The organism is Verrucomicrobiales bacterium (assembly GCA_016793885.1).
GTDB lineage: Bacteria > Verrucomicrobiota > Verrucomicrobiia > Limisphaerales > UBA11320 > UBA11320.
In genome coordinates this window covers 86,737-101,577 of the sequence record JAEUHE010000178.1, presented here as the reverse complement: position 1 = coordinate 101,577, position 14,841 = coordinate 86,737, and the positions used below count along the sequence as shown (strand labels likewise).

The 14,841-nt window shown below is 60.2% G+C and carries 15 protein-coding genes; 6 read left to right on the top strand and 9 right to left on the bottom strand.

The genetic code is table 11. The features are described from left to right. Nucleotides 1-192: 192 nt before the first annotated feature. From JNN07_20180 to JNN07_20170, 3 genes are all read left to right on the top strand, one after another. Nucleotides 193-1,404, top strand: a complete 1,212-nt coding sequence (locus tag JNN07_20180; GenBank protein ID MBL9170063.1) for a hypothetical protein — start codon at nt 193-195, stop codon at nt 1,402-1,404. Nucleotides 1,405-1,454: 50 nt separating this feature from the next. Further along, entirely contained in the window at nt 1,455-2,204 is a 750-nt protein-coding gene (locus JNN07_20175) for a hypothetical protein (GenBank protein MBL9170062.1), read from the top strand. Nucleotides 2,205-2,384: 180 nt separating this feature from the next. Beyond that, nucleotides 2,385-4,232 carry an ATP-binding cassette domain-containing protein gene (locus JNN07_20170; protein MBL9170061.1) on the top strand — a complete coding sequence of 616 codons (1,848 nt, stop codon included), beginning with the start codon at nt 2,385-2,387 and terminating at the stop codon, nt 4,230-4,232. 103 nt (nt 4,233-4,335) lie between these two features. Here JNN07_20170 and JNN07_20165 read toward each other — a convergent pair whose 3' ends face one another. The 9 genes from JNN07_20165 to JNN07_20125 all read right to left on the bottom strand — a co-directional run bounded on the left by JNN07_20165 (nt 4,336) and on the right by JNN07_20125 (nt 11,201). Then, on the bottom strand, nt 4,336-5,562 hold the full coding sequence (locus JNN07_20165; GenBank protein MBL9170060.1) for an immunoglobulin domain-containing protein: 1,227 nt from the start codon (nt 5,560-5,562) through the stop codon (nt 4,336-4,338). A gap of 63 nt (nt 5,563-5,625) precedes the next feature. Then, a complete protein-coding gene (locus JNN07_20160) occupies nt 5,626-5,889 on the bottom strand; it encodes a DUF4266 domain-containing protein (GenBank protein ID MBL9170059.1) in 264 nt (87 codons plus the stop codon). Next, nucleotides 5,870-6,847 carry an FAD:protein FMN transferase gene (locus JNN07_20155; GenBank protein ID MBL9170058.1) on the bottom strand — a complete coding sequence of 326 codons (978 nt, stop codon included), beginning with the start codon at nt 6,845-6,847 and terminating at the stop codon, nt 5,870-5,872. Before JNN07_20155 ends, JNN07_20160 begins: the two co-directional genes overlap by 20 nt. After that, the gene (locus tag JNN07_20150; GenBank protein ID MBL9170057.1) at nt 6,844-8,076 is read right to left on the bottom strand and encodes a DUF3570 domain-containing protein; all 1,233 of its coding nucleotides are present in this window, start codon (nt 8,074-8,076) and stop codon (nt 6,844-6,846) included. Before JNN07_20150 ends, JNN07_20155 begins: the two co-directional genes overlap by 4 nt. Nucleotides 8,077-8,167: 91 nt before the next feature. Then, nucleotides 8,168-8,758: a sigma-70 family RNA polymerase sigma factor gene (locus JNN07_20145; GenBank protein MBL9170056.1), complete on the bottom strand. Its 591-nt coding sequence runs from the start codon at nt 8,756-8,758 to the stop codon at nt 8,168-8,170. 7 nt (nt 8,759-8,765) lie between these two features. Continuing rightward, nucleotides 8,766-9,272 (bottom strand): hypothetical protein, encoded by a 507-nt coding sequence (locus JNN07_20140; GenBank protein MBL9170055.1) that lies wholly within the window; start codon nt 9,270-9,272, stop codon nt 8,766-8,768. A 3-nt stretch (nt 9,273-9,275) separates the two neighbouring features. Then, nucleotides 9,276-9,623, bottom strand: coding sequence for a hypothetical protein (locus JNN07_20135; protein MBL9170054.1), 348 nt, complete (start codon nt 9,621-9,623; stop codon nt 9,276-9,278). Nucleotides 9,624-9,731: 108 nt separating this feature from the next. Next, nucleotides 9,732-10,538, bottom strand: coding sequence for a polyphosphate polymerase domain-containing protein (locus JNN07_20130; protein ID MBL9170053.1), 807 nt, complete (start codon nt 10,536-10,538; stop codon nt 9,732-9,734). Between the two features lie 111 nt (nt 10,539-10,649). Continuing rightward, nucleotides 10,650-11,201: a response regulator gene (locus JNN07_20125; GenBank protein ID MBL9170052.1), complete on the bottom strand. Its 552-nt coding sequence runs from the start codon at nt 11,199-11,201 to the stop codon at nt 10,650-10,652. A gap of 319 nt (nt 11,202-11,520) precedes the next feature. On the opposite strand from JNN07_20125, the gene JNN07_20120 reads away from it, so the two are divergent. The 3 genes from JNN07_20120 to JNN07_20110 are packed head-to-tail and all read left to right on the top strand — an operon-like array spanning nt 11,521 to nt 14,797. Then, nucleotides 11,521-11,994, top strand: coding sequence for a tryptophan-rich sensory protein (locus tag JNN07_20120; GenBank protein ID MBL9170051.1), 474 nt, complete (start codon nt 11,521-11,523; stop codon nt 11,992-11,994). Beyond that, nucleotides 11,991-13,370 carry a hypothetical protein gene (locus tag JNN07_20115; GenBank protein MBL9170050.1) on the top strand — a complete coding sequence of 460 codons (1,380 nt, stop codon included), beginning with the start codon at nt 11,991-11,993 and terminating at the stop codon, nt 13,368-13,370. The genes JNN07_20120 and JNN07_20115 overlap by 4 nt, the downstream gene beginning before the upstream one ends. Then, on the top strand, nt 13,367-14,797 hold the full coding sequence (locus tag JNN07_20110; GenBank protein ID MBL9170049.1) for a sigma-54-dependent Fis family transcriptional regulator: 1,431 nt from the start codon (nt 13,367-13,369) through the stop codon (nt 14,795-14,797). Before JNN07_20115 ends, JNN07_20110 begins: the two co-directional genes overlap by 4 nt. Nucleotides 14,798-14,841 lie beyond the last annotated feature (44 nt).

The following is a 14,841-nucleotide window of genomic DNA, read 5'->3' as shown; positions in this document are numbered from 1 at the left end:
CTAGCTCCTATAATGGCGGGCCAATGTTTGCGCCTTTTCCGCCTGAAGGCGGAACTCCATACGAACAACGATTGCTAGGTCCGCCGTTCGATAGTTCCCCGCCTCACCCGGAATTAATCACACCCCGACAAAAGAGGCGACTTTCCGGCTTGTCTATGGGACGGTGCTGGCGGCCTACAGAGGGTTTTGCGCATGAATCCGCCACCGCTCCCCATTCACGGCACCGGTCCTCACCCGAGTCTACTGCTCTGGTTGAACCTGGTGGCGGCGTTATTTCTGGTGGATGCCGGCCTGAGTTTGCTGCATAGCCTGTCCAGCTTCGGGGCATTCCAACCTTTCGCCGGGGTCAGCGCGCTCGCTTCCTTGCTCCTGCTCCTGGCTGCGCTCGTAACCTATCTTCTCATGGGTTTTTGGCCGTCGATCCCCAAACGATGGTTCTTACCCGTCATACTCTGGACGATCGGTGTGCTCCTTCTGCTTCCGCTTCTTTCGATTTACTGGTTCTTTGCCATGCCGGTCATCTCGGTGGTCCTTGCCGTCTTTCAACTGGCCTTAGGAGGTTGGCTCGTTTGGTCGACCCAAGGAGGATGGACTTGGCGCTGGCCTCTGATCCGCAGCGAGCATTTGTCGGGTGGATCGTTCCGTTGGCCCCGGTTGGCCGGCTTTGCTTGTTTGAATGCTTTCCTGGTGCTACCTGCCATCGGGGTGTATCTGGCGCTTTGCCTCCATCTCGCCGTGGATCATTTCAGCGGCGGCTTTCTGCGTTTGGACGCGGGAGGCATCACCGGCATCGCCAAGCAGTACACCCGGGCCGATGGCAAGGTAGTCCACCTGGTTCCCATGATGCACATTGGTGAGTCGAGATTCTACGAGGAACTCTCCCAGAGCATCCCGACGAACTCCATCGTGCTGCTCGAAGGAGTGAGCGATCGTCGCCAGCGGTTGAAGCACGAGCTGAGTTATCAGCGGATGGCGGAATCGATCGGGTTGCAGGAGCAGCAGGATGAGTTTGAGCCGGGGCGGGGATTGCCCCGCAACGCGGACATTGATGTCTCGGAGTTCTCGAGCAAAACCCTGGAGCTGTTGAATTTGGTCATCGCCTATCACTCGAAAGGCGGGAGCCCGGAGCTCATTCGTGAGCTGATGGAGAAAGGCCAGGATCCCGACGCCCTCAAAGGTCTGTGGAGCGACCTGCTGACTCGGCGAAATGAGCATTTGCTCAAGGAGCTTAAACAAGCATTGACCGAGACCACCATCGTCATGGTTCCGTGGGGCGCAGCGCACATGCCCGGGATTGCAGCGGGTGTGGAGGCCGATGGGTTTCAGGTCGCGGAACGCAAGCGCTACCGAATGGTTCAGTTTCGAACCATCTGGAAAGGGCTCCGCGAGGGCAAAGGTAAGTGAGCTCCTTGGATTCCAACCCCTGTGCACCAGCGTGCGGAAAGCCCGTCAGGGTGTCCACGCGGGAGACGGGCTTCAGTCGCGTGGGATTGCTTCTGGTTCTCGCGGTGGTTTTCGCATTGGCTGGGATGGGGCTTTCCAAACTCGACAGAGCCCGAGTCCGGGCTGCGCGCATCAGCTGCGTTGGAAATGGAAAACACGTTGGGTTGGCGTTTCGGATTTGGTCCAACGATCACGAGGAACAATTTCCCTGGGCACGACACCAGAAAGATGGAGGGTGTGTTCCGAATAGTTCTGCGGTCGGAGAAGCTTTCGGTGAGATCGTCGATGCGTTTCGATGTCTTTCCAACGAATTGACCGTGCCCAAGGTGCTGGTGTGTCCTGACGATCCCGTGCGCATCAAGAGTGCGAGTTTCGATCCCCAGGCACCCGCTCCCTTTGGCGGCAAACCGCCCGCCGTCGAGACGAAGAATCTGAGCTACGTGGCCGGCTGGGATGCCGATGAAACGAGGGCGCAGGGGGTATTGAGCGGGGACTCGCATTTTGGCGAGCTGCTGCCGTCTGGTTTGGGTGATGCGGGTCGCAGCGGACTGAACCGTTCGGTTAGCCGCTTGCGTCGCGAAGATGCCATTCAGGAAACCAACGTCACTTGGACTTCGGAACGCCATCGAGGCATTGGGATTTTGGGTCTGGCCGATGGGAGTTCCCATCAGGTTGCGCCGACTCAGCTGCCTGAATTCCTGTTGGCGAGTGTGCTCACGCACAGCAATGAAGTCTTTCGCATCGTGTTTCCCAAGCGTTGACCGGGATTTGGGGTCCACCATCAAGCCCCTGTAGGCGACGACGTGAGGAGTCGTCGGCGTGCGTTGTGGTTCCGACAATGAAAGAGGATCGGAGCCCGACGACTCCTGACGTCGTCGCCTACATCCACTTCAAAGCGTTTGAGGCTGGCGTTGGGTCGGGTCTTGTCTACGTTCCTCGCGATGGCGCGCTATTCACGCAACGACCAGGCGGGTGTCGAACTGCCCAAGGCGAAAATTGACCGAGAAACCCTCGGTCAGGCGCTGGAGCTGTTCCGCTACCTGCGCCCTTACCGCACGCGGTTCATCGCTGGGATGGCGGCCCTGTTTGCCTCCAGCTTGCTCAGCCTCTCATTCCCCTATCTGGCTGGCAGCATCATCGACGCCGCCGTGAAGCACAGTCAGGGGATTGCGGGGCCCAGCTTGGCGGCGGTGGATCGCACGGCCTTGCTGCTGATCGGGATCCTGGCGCTGCAGTCGGCTTGTTCCTTCTTTCATGCCCTGTCCTTTGCAACGGTGGGGCAGCGCAGTCTGGTGGATCTGCGACGTGACACTTATGCCCGGTTGATTTCACTGCCCATGAGCTTCTTCGCCCAGCGTCGGGTGGGGGAGCTCGCCAGCCGGCTTTCGGCGGATCTCATTCAGATCGAGGATACCCTCATTGCGATCCTGCCCCAGTTCCTACGCCAGAGCACCTTGCTGATCGGCGGCATCGCCTTGATTGCCGCCACTTCGTTGAAGCTGACGGGCGTCATGCTGATCAGCCTCCCATTGCTCACCGTCATTGCCGTGGTGTTTGGGCGTCGCACTCGGAAAATCTCCCGTGAAGCTCAGGACCGCCTGGCGGATACAGCGACGGTGGTGGAGGAGACATTGCAGGGCATTTTGAACGTCAAGGCCTTTGCCAACGAGGGATACGAACTCCAGCGTTATCACGAAGGCCTGGGCACCTTTCTGACCGCCACGCTGCGGGGGGCCAAGTTGCGGGCTGCGTTCATTGCGTTCATTGTGTTCGCCCTGTTTGGCACCATTGTGTTGGTGCTGTGGATGGGGGCACGGCTGATGCAGCAAGGCGAGCTGAGTTTCGGTGATCTTACGCGATTCGTGCTGTATACGACGTTTGTGGCCGGAGCGATGGGGCAGTTCGCCGAGCTGTATAGCCAGCTGCAGAAAGCGATTGGAGCCACTCAACGGGTTCGGGAGCTGCTCCGTGAGACTGGGGAGGTTCAGGTGATTCTAGGACCTCGCAAGCCATCGACCCTGCCTCGGCTGCGGGGCGAAGTGGAGTTTGACGGCGTTCGCTTCAGCTATCCTTCCCGACCCGAAGTGGAGGTGCTGAAGGGGATCGAACTGGCAGCCGTCGCAGGTCAGCGCATCGCGGTTGTGGGACCCAGTGGCGCCGGCAAATCGACGCTGATCTCGCTGCTGCTCCGGCTTTATGACCCGTCCTCCGGCCGGCTGCTGATCGATGGGCGGGATGCGAAGGAATATCCGCTGGCCGATTTGCGGGACCAGATGTCGATGGTGCCCCAGGAGGTGATGCTGTTCGGGGGCAGCATTGCTGAGAACATCGCTTATGGTAAGCCGGGCGCGAGCGCCGAAGAAATAGAACAGGCCGCCCGCCAGGCCAACGCACATGCGTTTATCGAGGGCTTTCCCGAAGGCTATGCGACTTTGGTGGGCGACCGGGGGATCAAGTTATCCGGCGGACAGCGCCAGCGGGTGGCGATCGCGCGGGCCATCTTGAAAAATCCGGCGATTCTGATTCTGGATGAGGCTACCAGCGCCCTCGATTCCGAGAGTGAGCGTCTCATTCAGGAGGCGCTGGAGAGTCTCATGCGCGGCCGGACCTCATTCATCATTGCTCACCGGTTGTCCACGGTGCGGCACGCCGATCGGATTGTGGTGCTGGCCGATGGTCGGGTCGTGGAGTCGGGCACCCATTCCGAGTTAGATGCGGTTGAGGGTGGGGTCTATCGGCGCTTGGCGGCGCTGCAGTTTCGTCAGGCTAATGGCGACGCCACGCATTGAGCTCCTCACATCCGTGCTGCTCCAGCTGGGTGTGGTTCACCCAGGCCTGGAGGAGTGAATAGGATTCAAACCTCCAGGCTCCGATGGGTGTGCGGAACACGCGCTAGGGCACGGTCACCTGGATCCGATAGAACCGGTTCGCCGCCGGGGTCGGATCCGTGAACTCGGCGTGGCCGGTTACGGCTGGAGTGAGTGGATCTCCGAGGGCGCTCCACTCAGCGGAGTTAAGCGTGTCGGCAGACTGGAGCAGGTAAGTCGCTCCCAACTCAGCATGGAACACCAGATGCATGCGGCCCTCGGCCGCGTGGGAACTGAGGATGCGCGGGGCCCCGATGACTCGCAAAACGGCCGGCTGGCTTTCGATGCCGCTGCTTACCGAGTTGCCGACCACCAAATGGTAGGATCCGGCATCGGCCGTCGTGACCGAGGAGAGGGTGAAGCTCGGACCGGCCGCATCCGTCAAGGACTGACCGTTCTTGAACCATTGATAGAGGATTGGCTCCGTTCCGGTCACCGTCGCTGAAGCGGTCCAGCTGGATCCAACCAGAACGGTGCTGGAGGCGGGATGGCTCAGGATCTCTGCTCCTTTTTCAGTCGAGGTTACTGTGACCCGAGCTGGTGGGCTGCTGGTGACGCTGCCGAACTCGTTGCTGACGATTACGGTGTAATCCCCGGCGTTGGCGATCGTCACCGGGTCCAGCGTCAGCACCGAGTTGGTTTGATCCTCGAGGAGAGTCTCGTTGCGCCTCCACGCGTAGGTGGGAGCGGGTGCGGCATGTGCAGTGACCGAGAGTTGGATGCTGCCCCCGGCCTCGGCTGAAGTCGAATTGGGCTGAACCGAGATCGAGGGAGGACCTATGATGGTGAGCGTGAGGTTGGTGGTGGGGAAGGGTTCGTTGGGATGGTGGTCATCCTCAAATTTTGCGCGGAGCGTCACCTGGTAAACGCCGCTGACCTGGGGAGTACCCGAGATGACCCCGTAGGCTGGCAGGCGGTTTCCCTCCACCGTTTTGACGGTCAGACCTGCGGGTAAGGGTTCCGCTTCGAACCGATGGCCGAGATCGGTGTAAGTGGAATTCTGGGTGATCAGATAGAGGAAGGGAACTCCATTGGTTCCTTTGGCCGTGGTAGGGCTCAGAATCTTAACCGGCACACTCGCTCCCGAAACGGCATCGTAGGTGCCGGCCACTACCGTGGCTCCGACGATCCACTGGAAGACGATGGCGATCGGGGCTGAGGCCAGGGGAGAGGCAGCCTGGAAATACTTGCAGATGGGCGCGAACTGAAGCAGGAGCGACAGCAGGATGGGGGTGATACGAAAGGCTTTCATGGTATACGTTTGGAGTTACTACTGGGTACGAAATTGAATCAGGTTGGTTCGGAGGGACTAAGCTTAATTGCAACCGCATCCGCCGCCGCCGACGGCTCTGCCTCCCGAGGCTGCCTCTCGAGAGAACCACATGTGCTCGGACAGGCTGGCTTCGACCTGGTCGCGATCGGGTCGCATGGAGTAATCGATCAGCGCACCTCGCTGCCAAGGCTGGACCTTGGCGCAGCCCGGGAGGAGCAGAAGCAACGATGCTAGGCCGACCTTCGAGGCGGTGCGTTTGATCCTCGCCCAGCCCTGGGCTGGGAGTTTAGGAAACCAGGAATTCATGGAATTTACGGCTTTGGATCTGGTGGTTGTCCGTCACGATGCACCCTTCCGTCTCGGGGAGAGCGTTGAGCATCTTGAGTCCCTCCTGGGCGCCCAGAACGAAGATGGAGGTGGCCAGGATTCCCGCGATGGTGCAGCGGGGGGCGATCACGGTGACCGCACGGCACCCGTTGGACACCGGGTAACCCGTGCGGACATCGAGTATGTGGCCGTAACGGCGGCCATTGTGTTCAAATCTCTGGAAGTAATCGCCGGAAGTTGCCACTGCGCGATCTCGGATGCCGAGGCCCGTCCAGCACCGATCCGGCTGCTTGGGATCCTGGAGGCCGATATGCCAGAAGCCCCGCCCTTGGGGAGCGGTTCCGAACGTACAGATATCTTGTCCAAAGTCCACCAGGAGTCCGGGGATACCGAGTCGGACTGCCAGTCCAGTCACCTGATCCACGGCATACTCTTTTCCAATCCCGCCCAGGTCCAGGCACATGCCTTTTTCGGGCAGGAAGACCTTCCCTGCCGCCCGCCTCACTCTGCGCCAGCCAACCAGCTGTCTGGCATTCTGGATGGCCTCGTCGCTGGGAACAACTGCCGGCGTCCGTTTCCAGTTCCAGAGCTGGATGAGGGGAAGCGCAGTGGGATCGAAGGTTGCGTGGGTTAGAAAATGAGCTTCGTCGCATAGGGCGAGCAACTGCTCGGTTTCCGGGTCTACGGAAACCCACTGCAACCCTGCGTTTCGGTTGATCTCGGAGACGAGGCTTTCCGGGAGAAAACGGGAGTACCTGGCTTCAAACGACGCCACCCATAGCAGCAAGGCAGCTTCAAATTCCTGGGCGGCCGAGGTTTTGAGGAAGGTGACTCGGCACGAAGTGCCCATCGCCATAAACGTCAGATGCCAGCAGTCGCCTCGGTCGGTGAGCCGGGCGGAGGCGCGGATGCGGTCGTGAATGGAGTTGTCGTTCAAAACCATACTAGAAGGCCGGCGGTGACTACATTGGCTTGGGGGTAGTTGCTGGCAGCAGTGGAGGGATCGTCCCCTTGCATGACGTAACGCTTATAGCCCACTTCCAGCCAGGCATGTTCGTGCGCCTTGATCGTCGCCTTGATTCCATAGGTCCAAGAGTGCAGGGAGGACAGCCGGTAGTCAGCAGAGTAAAACCTAGGCAAGTTTGGTCCCGGGAACAAGGGGAATCCCAGCGCGTTTGGAACTGAGGCGTAATAGAACTCGGCCCCGGTTTGGTCGTGATAACGGAGCGCCGGCTGCAGCGAGAGATATTTCCCCAGCTTCTGGTGCCAGGTGAGGCTGAGCGTATGCGCCCAGATTCCGAAGGAGTCATGATGAAGCCGATAGGTTAGTTCCGCGCTCGCGTCGGCTTTGGTAAGAAAATGTCGGAGGCTGAGGTATCCCACCTGACGAGTGCGATGCTGAGGGCGCCTCTCGCCGAAGAGATAGCCGGGTCCGAAAAACGGGTCCGCTGCCTCAAAGTGAACTCCTTTGTATGGATCCGTCAAATAGCCATCGGACGTCCCGATTGTGGCATTGGCGGTGAAGATGGTTTTGGGGCCGAGGAGTTGGCTCATCCCCAACAACACATCGGTGATATGCTTATGCTCGATGAGCTGCTCGCCGACATAAGGTGTGTTGGCGTTGAGGACCCGGTCCAACGTGCGCGAGACGCCGAGGGTCAGGACGGTGTTCTTGCTGTTGAACTCGAACGATTCCCCCAGGGAGAAGCCGTAGGATTCGTAGTCGTTCTCGGTGCTGTAGGCCACTTGAGGAGTCAGCGTGTGGCGTCCGAGCTGTTTGGCGAGTTCGAAGGTGCCGGCTCGCCGGATATCCTGGATTGAGGCCAAAGGGACGCGGTCGCTGCCCGTCGGGGGAGGCCCTCCGGTGGGTGTGGCGCCGGAGATACTGTCATACACCATCTGACCTTTGGCCACGAGCGAGGGGTGCAGCGATTTTTCGATCAGGAACGTGCTGGTGGACACCTCCACCCGTCCGTGGTCCTCGCGGTAGAGTTCGTGTTTCAGATCCAGATGATCCGCCCCGGAGACCCGCGTTGGTCGGGCCACGTAGAGCAGCCCAGCGATCAGGAGTGAGGTTCCCAGTTTCTCGAGCGATCGACCGGGCCGCGTCCCGGCTGGCAGGCCCGCCGGGATTGGTCGCTTAAACTGGAACTCGGACAGCAACATCTTGAGTCTCAGTAATACGCCGCCGCAGCATGAATCCCTCGAGTTGATTTGCTGTTCTTGTGCTCAGCTCAATGAGCTGATGATCAATGGATTAGGAGTTTTCTAGCCAGGCCTTGAGATGGCTTCTTAGTTGTTGGCGCGCTCGGTAGATGCGCATTTCTACGGCTTTGGGTGTGAAGCCTAGGATTTGCCCGATCTCCGCGTGCGAAAACCCTTCATATTCGGCGAGTAGAAGCGGTTGGCGCAGGTCATCGTCGAGCGAGGCAATGGCTGCGCGGACAGCGTCGCTCCGTTCAGCGAGCACCAAGGCTTCATTGGGCGAAGGAGCCTCGGAGGGAATAGAGTCGCGATGGCTCTGCTGCGTGACATCGTTGAGCGCATCCAAGGACACCTGCGGGTGCCTTTGCCGCCACCGGAAGCGGTCTCGAACCAGATTCGCAGCAATGGTGTAGAGCCAGGTTGAGAAGCGGGTGGAGGGGTCAAACTTCAACCGGTTTGCGTAAACCTTGACGAATGTCTCCTGCACGAGATCGACCGCTTCGGTCTCGTTTTGAAGGCTGCGCAGCACGTAACGGTAGAGCTTGTCTCCGTGACGTTGCATGAGGGCATCGAAGGCTTCGTCCTCTCCGCTGCTCAAACAAGAAACGTCCAGGGCGTTCTCGTCCCCGCTGGAAAAAGTCATGGAGTGATCAGGGATGGACTCCTTGGTTGGCGGGGTGCACCTCGTTTGTCCGCATGCCCTCATGGCTCATGGGCGGTTGACGGAGGTGGGTGTGGGTGCTCACCCATTCGAGGTAGCGTTTGCCCTGTGCGGGGGGCATCGTTCGGCTGACTTCAAAAAAGTGCTTGAGCATCTCGGTTTGGCAGAGGCTGAAGAGTTGGCTCCGTTCCTGGAGCAGGCGCGCCATCTCGGGGGTGAACTCCTGTGAGCCGTTCAACTGCTGAGCGAGTGATTCATTGAGCTGCTCGATCTGGCGGCATCGCTCGCTGCAGCGGGGCAGGTAGCCGGCGTGCAGTTCGGCGACTCGGGCAAATTCCGCGTCGGGAAGCTTGAATTCAGCCTTGAGCCAGGCGAGCTCTGGATGCTCACTGCGCAACATCGACCGAGGCCGAGCAGTGCCAGTTTGGTAAAAGCTGTAGTAGGCGAGGACTGCGCCCAGCAATCCACAGGCGATGGTTATCAGGGAGCGGCGCATGGATCACTGAAAGTGGCCCGGCAAGGGAGCCACGGAGTGGACGTATCGGGTCTCTAGCTCCTTGGAGATTCGGTCGGTTTCCTGCCGTGCCTGGACCCAGCCGGCGGTGCCGCCGGCGATCAGGAACAACAGCGCACATCCAGCGGCGCGAGCTGGGGTGACCAGAGAGGACCGCAGCCAAGCGATCAGGCTTCGTTGCAGGAGCAACCCCAGCGGTAACCTCTGTTCCGACTCCCGGATGCGATGCCAAACCTTGGAGCGGAAGTCACGGGGGAGCCAACCTTGGGGCGTCCAAGCCCCCAGCAGCCGGCGCAGTTCCGGGTCATCTGGCTTCAGTTCGTCAACGTTCATAGGTCGGATGCCGTGGAGACCGTTGCCTCCCGGGTGCCTGGTCGACACCTCAACCTGCCGCGCATCCTGCCCCTACTACGACATCCTCCGGTTAAACCCTCAACCTTTTTAACAAGGGAGCAACGAGGGCAGGGCGCTGCGGGTGCGGGGTTGCTCGCGAAAGTCCCCAGCGTGGCTGACCCCGAACTCGGGAAGGCCGGCCAGCCCTTCACAGTACTTGGCGGCGCCGCATTGCATTAGGTCGAACCTCTCGACGAGCTCGCGACACCAGCCAGGGAATCGGTCGGTGAACTTGAGCTCCAAAATCACCCGATCCCCGAACGGAAGCGAGGGATGGTTCATCTCGGTGGAGAAAAAAGGCTCGGTTCGGGCTTCCGTTCGCACGCTCCGGTCCATGGTAACCCGCACGTTGTCGGTCTGCAGGTCGACATAGGCCTCGCGCAGGTAGGCGACGTGAGCGCAGGGGCGAGCCTGCAGCTTTTGGGTCAAGTGCACGAAATTTTGGATGGCGACCAAGGATCGGGGGTCTCGACTCAGCAGATGCTCAGGCTGAGGAAGATGCCCTTGGAGAAGCAAAGGAACGGCTTCTTTTCGCACACCCCCACGCTGCTTCAAAATGCAGTTGTTTACCCGCCGCTTGATCTCCATGAAGACGGGCGACTCCGGCTTGTCGTTGTAGAATCGCAGCCGCAGCTTGTAGCGGTTTCGATCCCCATTGATGGTCGACCAGAAGGTCGCCAGGTTCGCCGAATCCAGGTAAAGGCTGTGGACTGGGTAGCTGAAGTTCGGCTGGCCGATGCCGTTTTCATCCAGCTCCATGTAGGTTCTCAAAAAACTTCGGATAGCAATCGCCTGAGCTTCATCGAGCATGTATTTGAGCTCGAAGCGTTGCCGTTGCATGCGGTCTCGGCTCATGGCGCGAATCCTGGGGTTTTCCCGAGCTGGGCTGCGCTCAAGCGCTGCTCTGGAAGGGGGCGTGGGGGCTTTTGATCGGCAGTCACAAGTGGATAAAGTTGATCGTGTTCCTCACCCGCGAGCCCATCGGCGTTGGGGTTCAGAGAAGGTAAATACTGGCGTATCCTGGTTTTGGAACCGGAGAGCCGAGGGGTCAAGTGAGGGTCGGTTCGGGCCGGACCGAGGGCGGGCCATCATCTGAGCCATAGTTTCCAACAGCACGTGGAGGTCGAGCGGTTTCTCCATGGAAACCAAGGCCCCCTCGGCCTCCGCCCATTCTCGCTGTCCGGGTTGAGCGGTGATGATCAGCACCGGGAGGGTCGAACCCAGCTTCGACAGTTGTTCCAAGGTTTGCCACCCGTCCAATCCCGGCATGTTTAAATCCATAATGAGTAGATCGAAGTCTTCCTCCAGGGTTCGTTCCAGCACCTCATTGCCGTTGGCAACCGGGCTCACCTGATAGCCCGCGTTCCGCAGGAGCTTGCTCAAGGAGACGCGGATCTGCGGCGAATCGTCAGCCAGAAGGATCCGCTTCTTAGCCGTTGACCCCGCCTCGGGCTCGGGCCGTGCAGAAGACAGCGAACCGCAGGCACGTGGGGTTTGAGTTTCGGGTTCGATGGCCATGTTTTGCTAGCGGTTACTCTCGTTCCATTCCATTCCTGAACCCTATAGCGAAAGGCGTGCCAATGCCTTGGACTTTCCGAACAGCCTCAAATCCGCCCGCAGTTGTGAGCTTCCGCCCCGGGCCGGGGGAGGAGGTGGTCAATGGTTGGTCAGGTGTGGTAACTGACTGGTCATGAGGCTTCGGGGGTTGCTCTGGGCTTGGGGCCTGCTAAGGTCTGGTGAATACCAGGCGACACGTAGACGCCTACCATCCATGAACGACACCGCAGCGACCGAGCTTGAGCCGGCAACGACCCGAGGAGCCGGCCGTCGCCCCTTGATGACGGGGTTGGTCGCCGGGCTCGGGCTCGTCGTGTGCTTCGTGCTGTGCTTTGCTGCGGCGGCCTTCGGTGCGCAATTCGGTCCTGGCGACTGGTATGCGAGCCTGCGTAAACCGTCGTGGAATCCTCCCAACTGGATTTTTGGCCCAGTCTGGACCGCCCTCTATTCCATGATGTCGGTGGCGGCCTGGCTGGTTTGGCGGCAGGGGGGGTGGCAGGCGAATTGGCGTGCCTTGACCGCCTTTTTGATCCAACTCGGCTTGAACGCCGTCTGGTCGTGGCTGTTTTTCGGATTGCGCAATCCCGGCCTCGCCCTGGTCGAGATCCTGTTCTTGTGGGCCAGCATCCTCTGGACGTGGCGCTTATTCCGGCAGATCAGTCCTGCTGCCGACTGGCTCTTGCTTCCCTATTTGGCCTGGGTCTCCTTTGCTACCCTCCTGAATGGAGTGCTCTGGAGGTTGAACGTTTCATGATCGGCACGAACAGCAAGTTCGATCCTCGCTTTCGCGCCCTGGCTTATCTCGTCGGTGCCGCTTTGGCGGTTGCTGTGATCGTATGGGCTGAGTCGGAGATTTGGTATTGTGTCAACTATCTGCGTCAGCGAACCGAGACGGTGAGCTCGGACGGCTTTCACTTGTCGGATCAGCTCGAGGCGAGAATGCGCGAGCTCGACGCCAACTTCGCCCGGTTTTCAGTAGTCGGATCGTCGGAGCGAAGGAACGCCATCGAAGCGGAGTCCGAGGCGTTGGGTCGTTGGTTGGCAGGCTCGCGGCGTCCTCCTTTGGCGCCGGCTCAGCAGGAGGTCTTGGCACGTATGGAGTCCGTCTACGCCCGTTACGTGGCGCATGCCAGCCAAGTGCTTCGGTTGGGATCGGCCTCCTCCTCGCTGTCTCCCTCCTGGCGGGACGAGCAGGAAAACCTGCTGCGCGAGATCCTCGCGCTGGGACGCCAGTTGAACTTGGCCGAAAAGGCGGCCCTATCCAATTTCATGGCGGAAACCCGGGCCAGCATGAGCATGCTCTATGGGAAGCTGATTCTCTCCTCGGTCCTGCTGCTCGTGATGGGCGCCGTGCTGGCGTACGTGGTCTATCGCGGGGTGATCGTCCCGTTGCAGCTGCGACTCCGGGAGAGTCAGCGAGTGATCGAGCGACAGGAGAAACTGAGTTCGTTGGGAGTCTTGGCCGCCGGGGTGGCTCATGAAATACGGAATCCACTGACGTCGATCAAGGCCCGTCTGTTTACCCAACAATCCTTGCTTGATCGAAAGTCCGAGGCGTTTGAAGACAACGAGTTTATCACCGAGGAGATTTCGAGGCTGGAGAAGATCGTGTCGGATTTTCTCGCCTTCGCACGTCCCTCCGAGCCGAAGCGTGTGCGCGTCAACCTGGCCCAGCTCCTGCGGGATCTGGAAGGGCTTTTCAAACCGGCGCTGACCCAGGCCCGGATCGAACTCAAGAAGGAGTTCCTCGTGGAGCCCGAGATCCAAGCTGATCCCAATCAACTGAGACAAGTGCTGATCAACCTGGTGCAAAATGCCGCGGAAAGCATCGGCCGCGAAGGAACCATCACCTTGCGAACTCGCACGCAGAAGCCCCATCGAGGGGCGGTGGAGACCAGGGCTGTGGTGGAGGTGGAGGACGATGGAAAGGGAGTCTCGCAGGAGGTGCAGCACCGCTTATTCGACCCGTTTTACACCACCAAGGCCAATGGGACTGGCCTGGGTTTGAGCATCGCTGCCCGTCTCGTCGAGAAGCACGGCGGGGCTTTGGAGTATCAGCCGGGCCCGGAACGCGGGGCCATCTTTCGGCTGGTGCTTCCCATGGCAACCAGCGAGGGAGGAGTTCGATGAACCTGCTTTTAATCGAGGATGACCGACGGTCGGCGCAATCCCTGGAACGGGTTCTAAAGGGGCAGGGCTACTTGGTGTCGGTCGCAGAACGAGGCGATGCCGGGCTGGCTCGAGCGCTGGAGGAGCCGTTCGATGTGGTGATTACGGACCTGCGTATGCCGGGGCTGGGCGGGCTGGAGCTGGTCCGCCAGTTGCACGAGGCGCGCCCGCGGCTGCCCATTGTGCTCATGACCGCGTTTGGTACAACCGAGACCGCGATCGAGGCCACCAAGCATGGGGCCTTCGAGTACTTGCTCAAACCCTTTGACATGCCGGAGCTGTTGGATGCGGTGGCCCGAGCGATGGCCAGCGCACGGCGGATGAGCGAGGTGGTGGAGGTGGGAGCCGAGAAGCCGGATGGACATGCGATTGTGGGGCGAAGCCGTTCCATGCAGACCGTCTACAAGGAGATCGGCCGCGTGGCTGGAACGTCGGCGACCGTTCTCATTCGTGGAGAGACGGGGACCGGGAAGGAGTTGGTGGCTCGCGCCCTGTATCAGCACAGCCAGCGTGCCGCGCAACCCTTCATTGCCGTCAACTGCGCGGCGATCCCGGAATCCCTATTGGAGAGCGAGCTGTTTGGTCATGAGCGAGGGGCCTTCACTGGAGCGGAACAACGCCGGATCGGTCGTTTCGAGCAGGCCCACTTGGGAACCCTTTTCCTCGACGAGATTGGGGACATGACCGCCTTCACCCAAGCTAAACTGCTTCGCGTGTTGCAGGAGCGCGTGATTCAGCGGGTGGGGGGTAAGGAAGACATCCCGGTGGATGTCCGCATCATCGCCGCGACTCATCGGGATCTGGAGAAGCTGATCGGCGAGCGGCAATTCAGGGAAGATCTGTATTACCGATTGGGAGCGGTGGTCATTCATCTGCCCACCTTGCGCAGTCGACCAGAGGATTTGTCGGATCTAGCCGGTTATTTCCTGCGCCGTTTCGCCCGGGAGCTCAATTTACCCAGCACCTCCCTCCAGCCTGAGGCGTTGACCTGGTTGGCTCAGCAACCTTGGCCAGGCAATGTCCGGCAGCTGGAAAATACGCTCCGTCAGGCACTGTTGGTGACCCGAGGATTTCCGATTTCGCGGGCCGATCTCGAGTCGATCTCGGCTCGGCCGATGGAGTCGGCCGTTGAGGGCGGGGCGAAGCGATCGATTGAAGCGTCTATCGATGCGTGGTTGAAGGCTGCCCAGAGTGGAGAGTCAGTGGACGTGCATGCCCAGGCTACCGAGGCCCTGGAGCGAGTCTTGTTTGCCCGGGCCATTGAGCTTGCCGAGGGCAACCAAGCCAAGGCGGCCCGTTGGCTCAACGTGTCGCGTCAAACCATGCGCGACAAATTGCGCTCGTTTGGGCTCAGGGCGGATAGCCCGGAAGGGCCGGAGAGCAGCTGAGGTCTGGAACCGACCAGAGTTCTGCTGAAGAGGTAATCCATCGA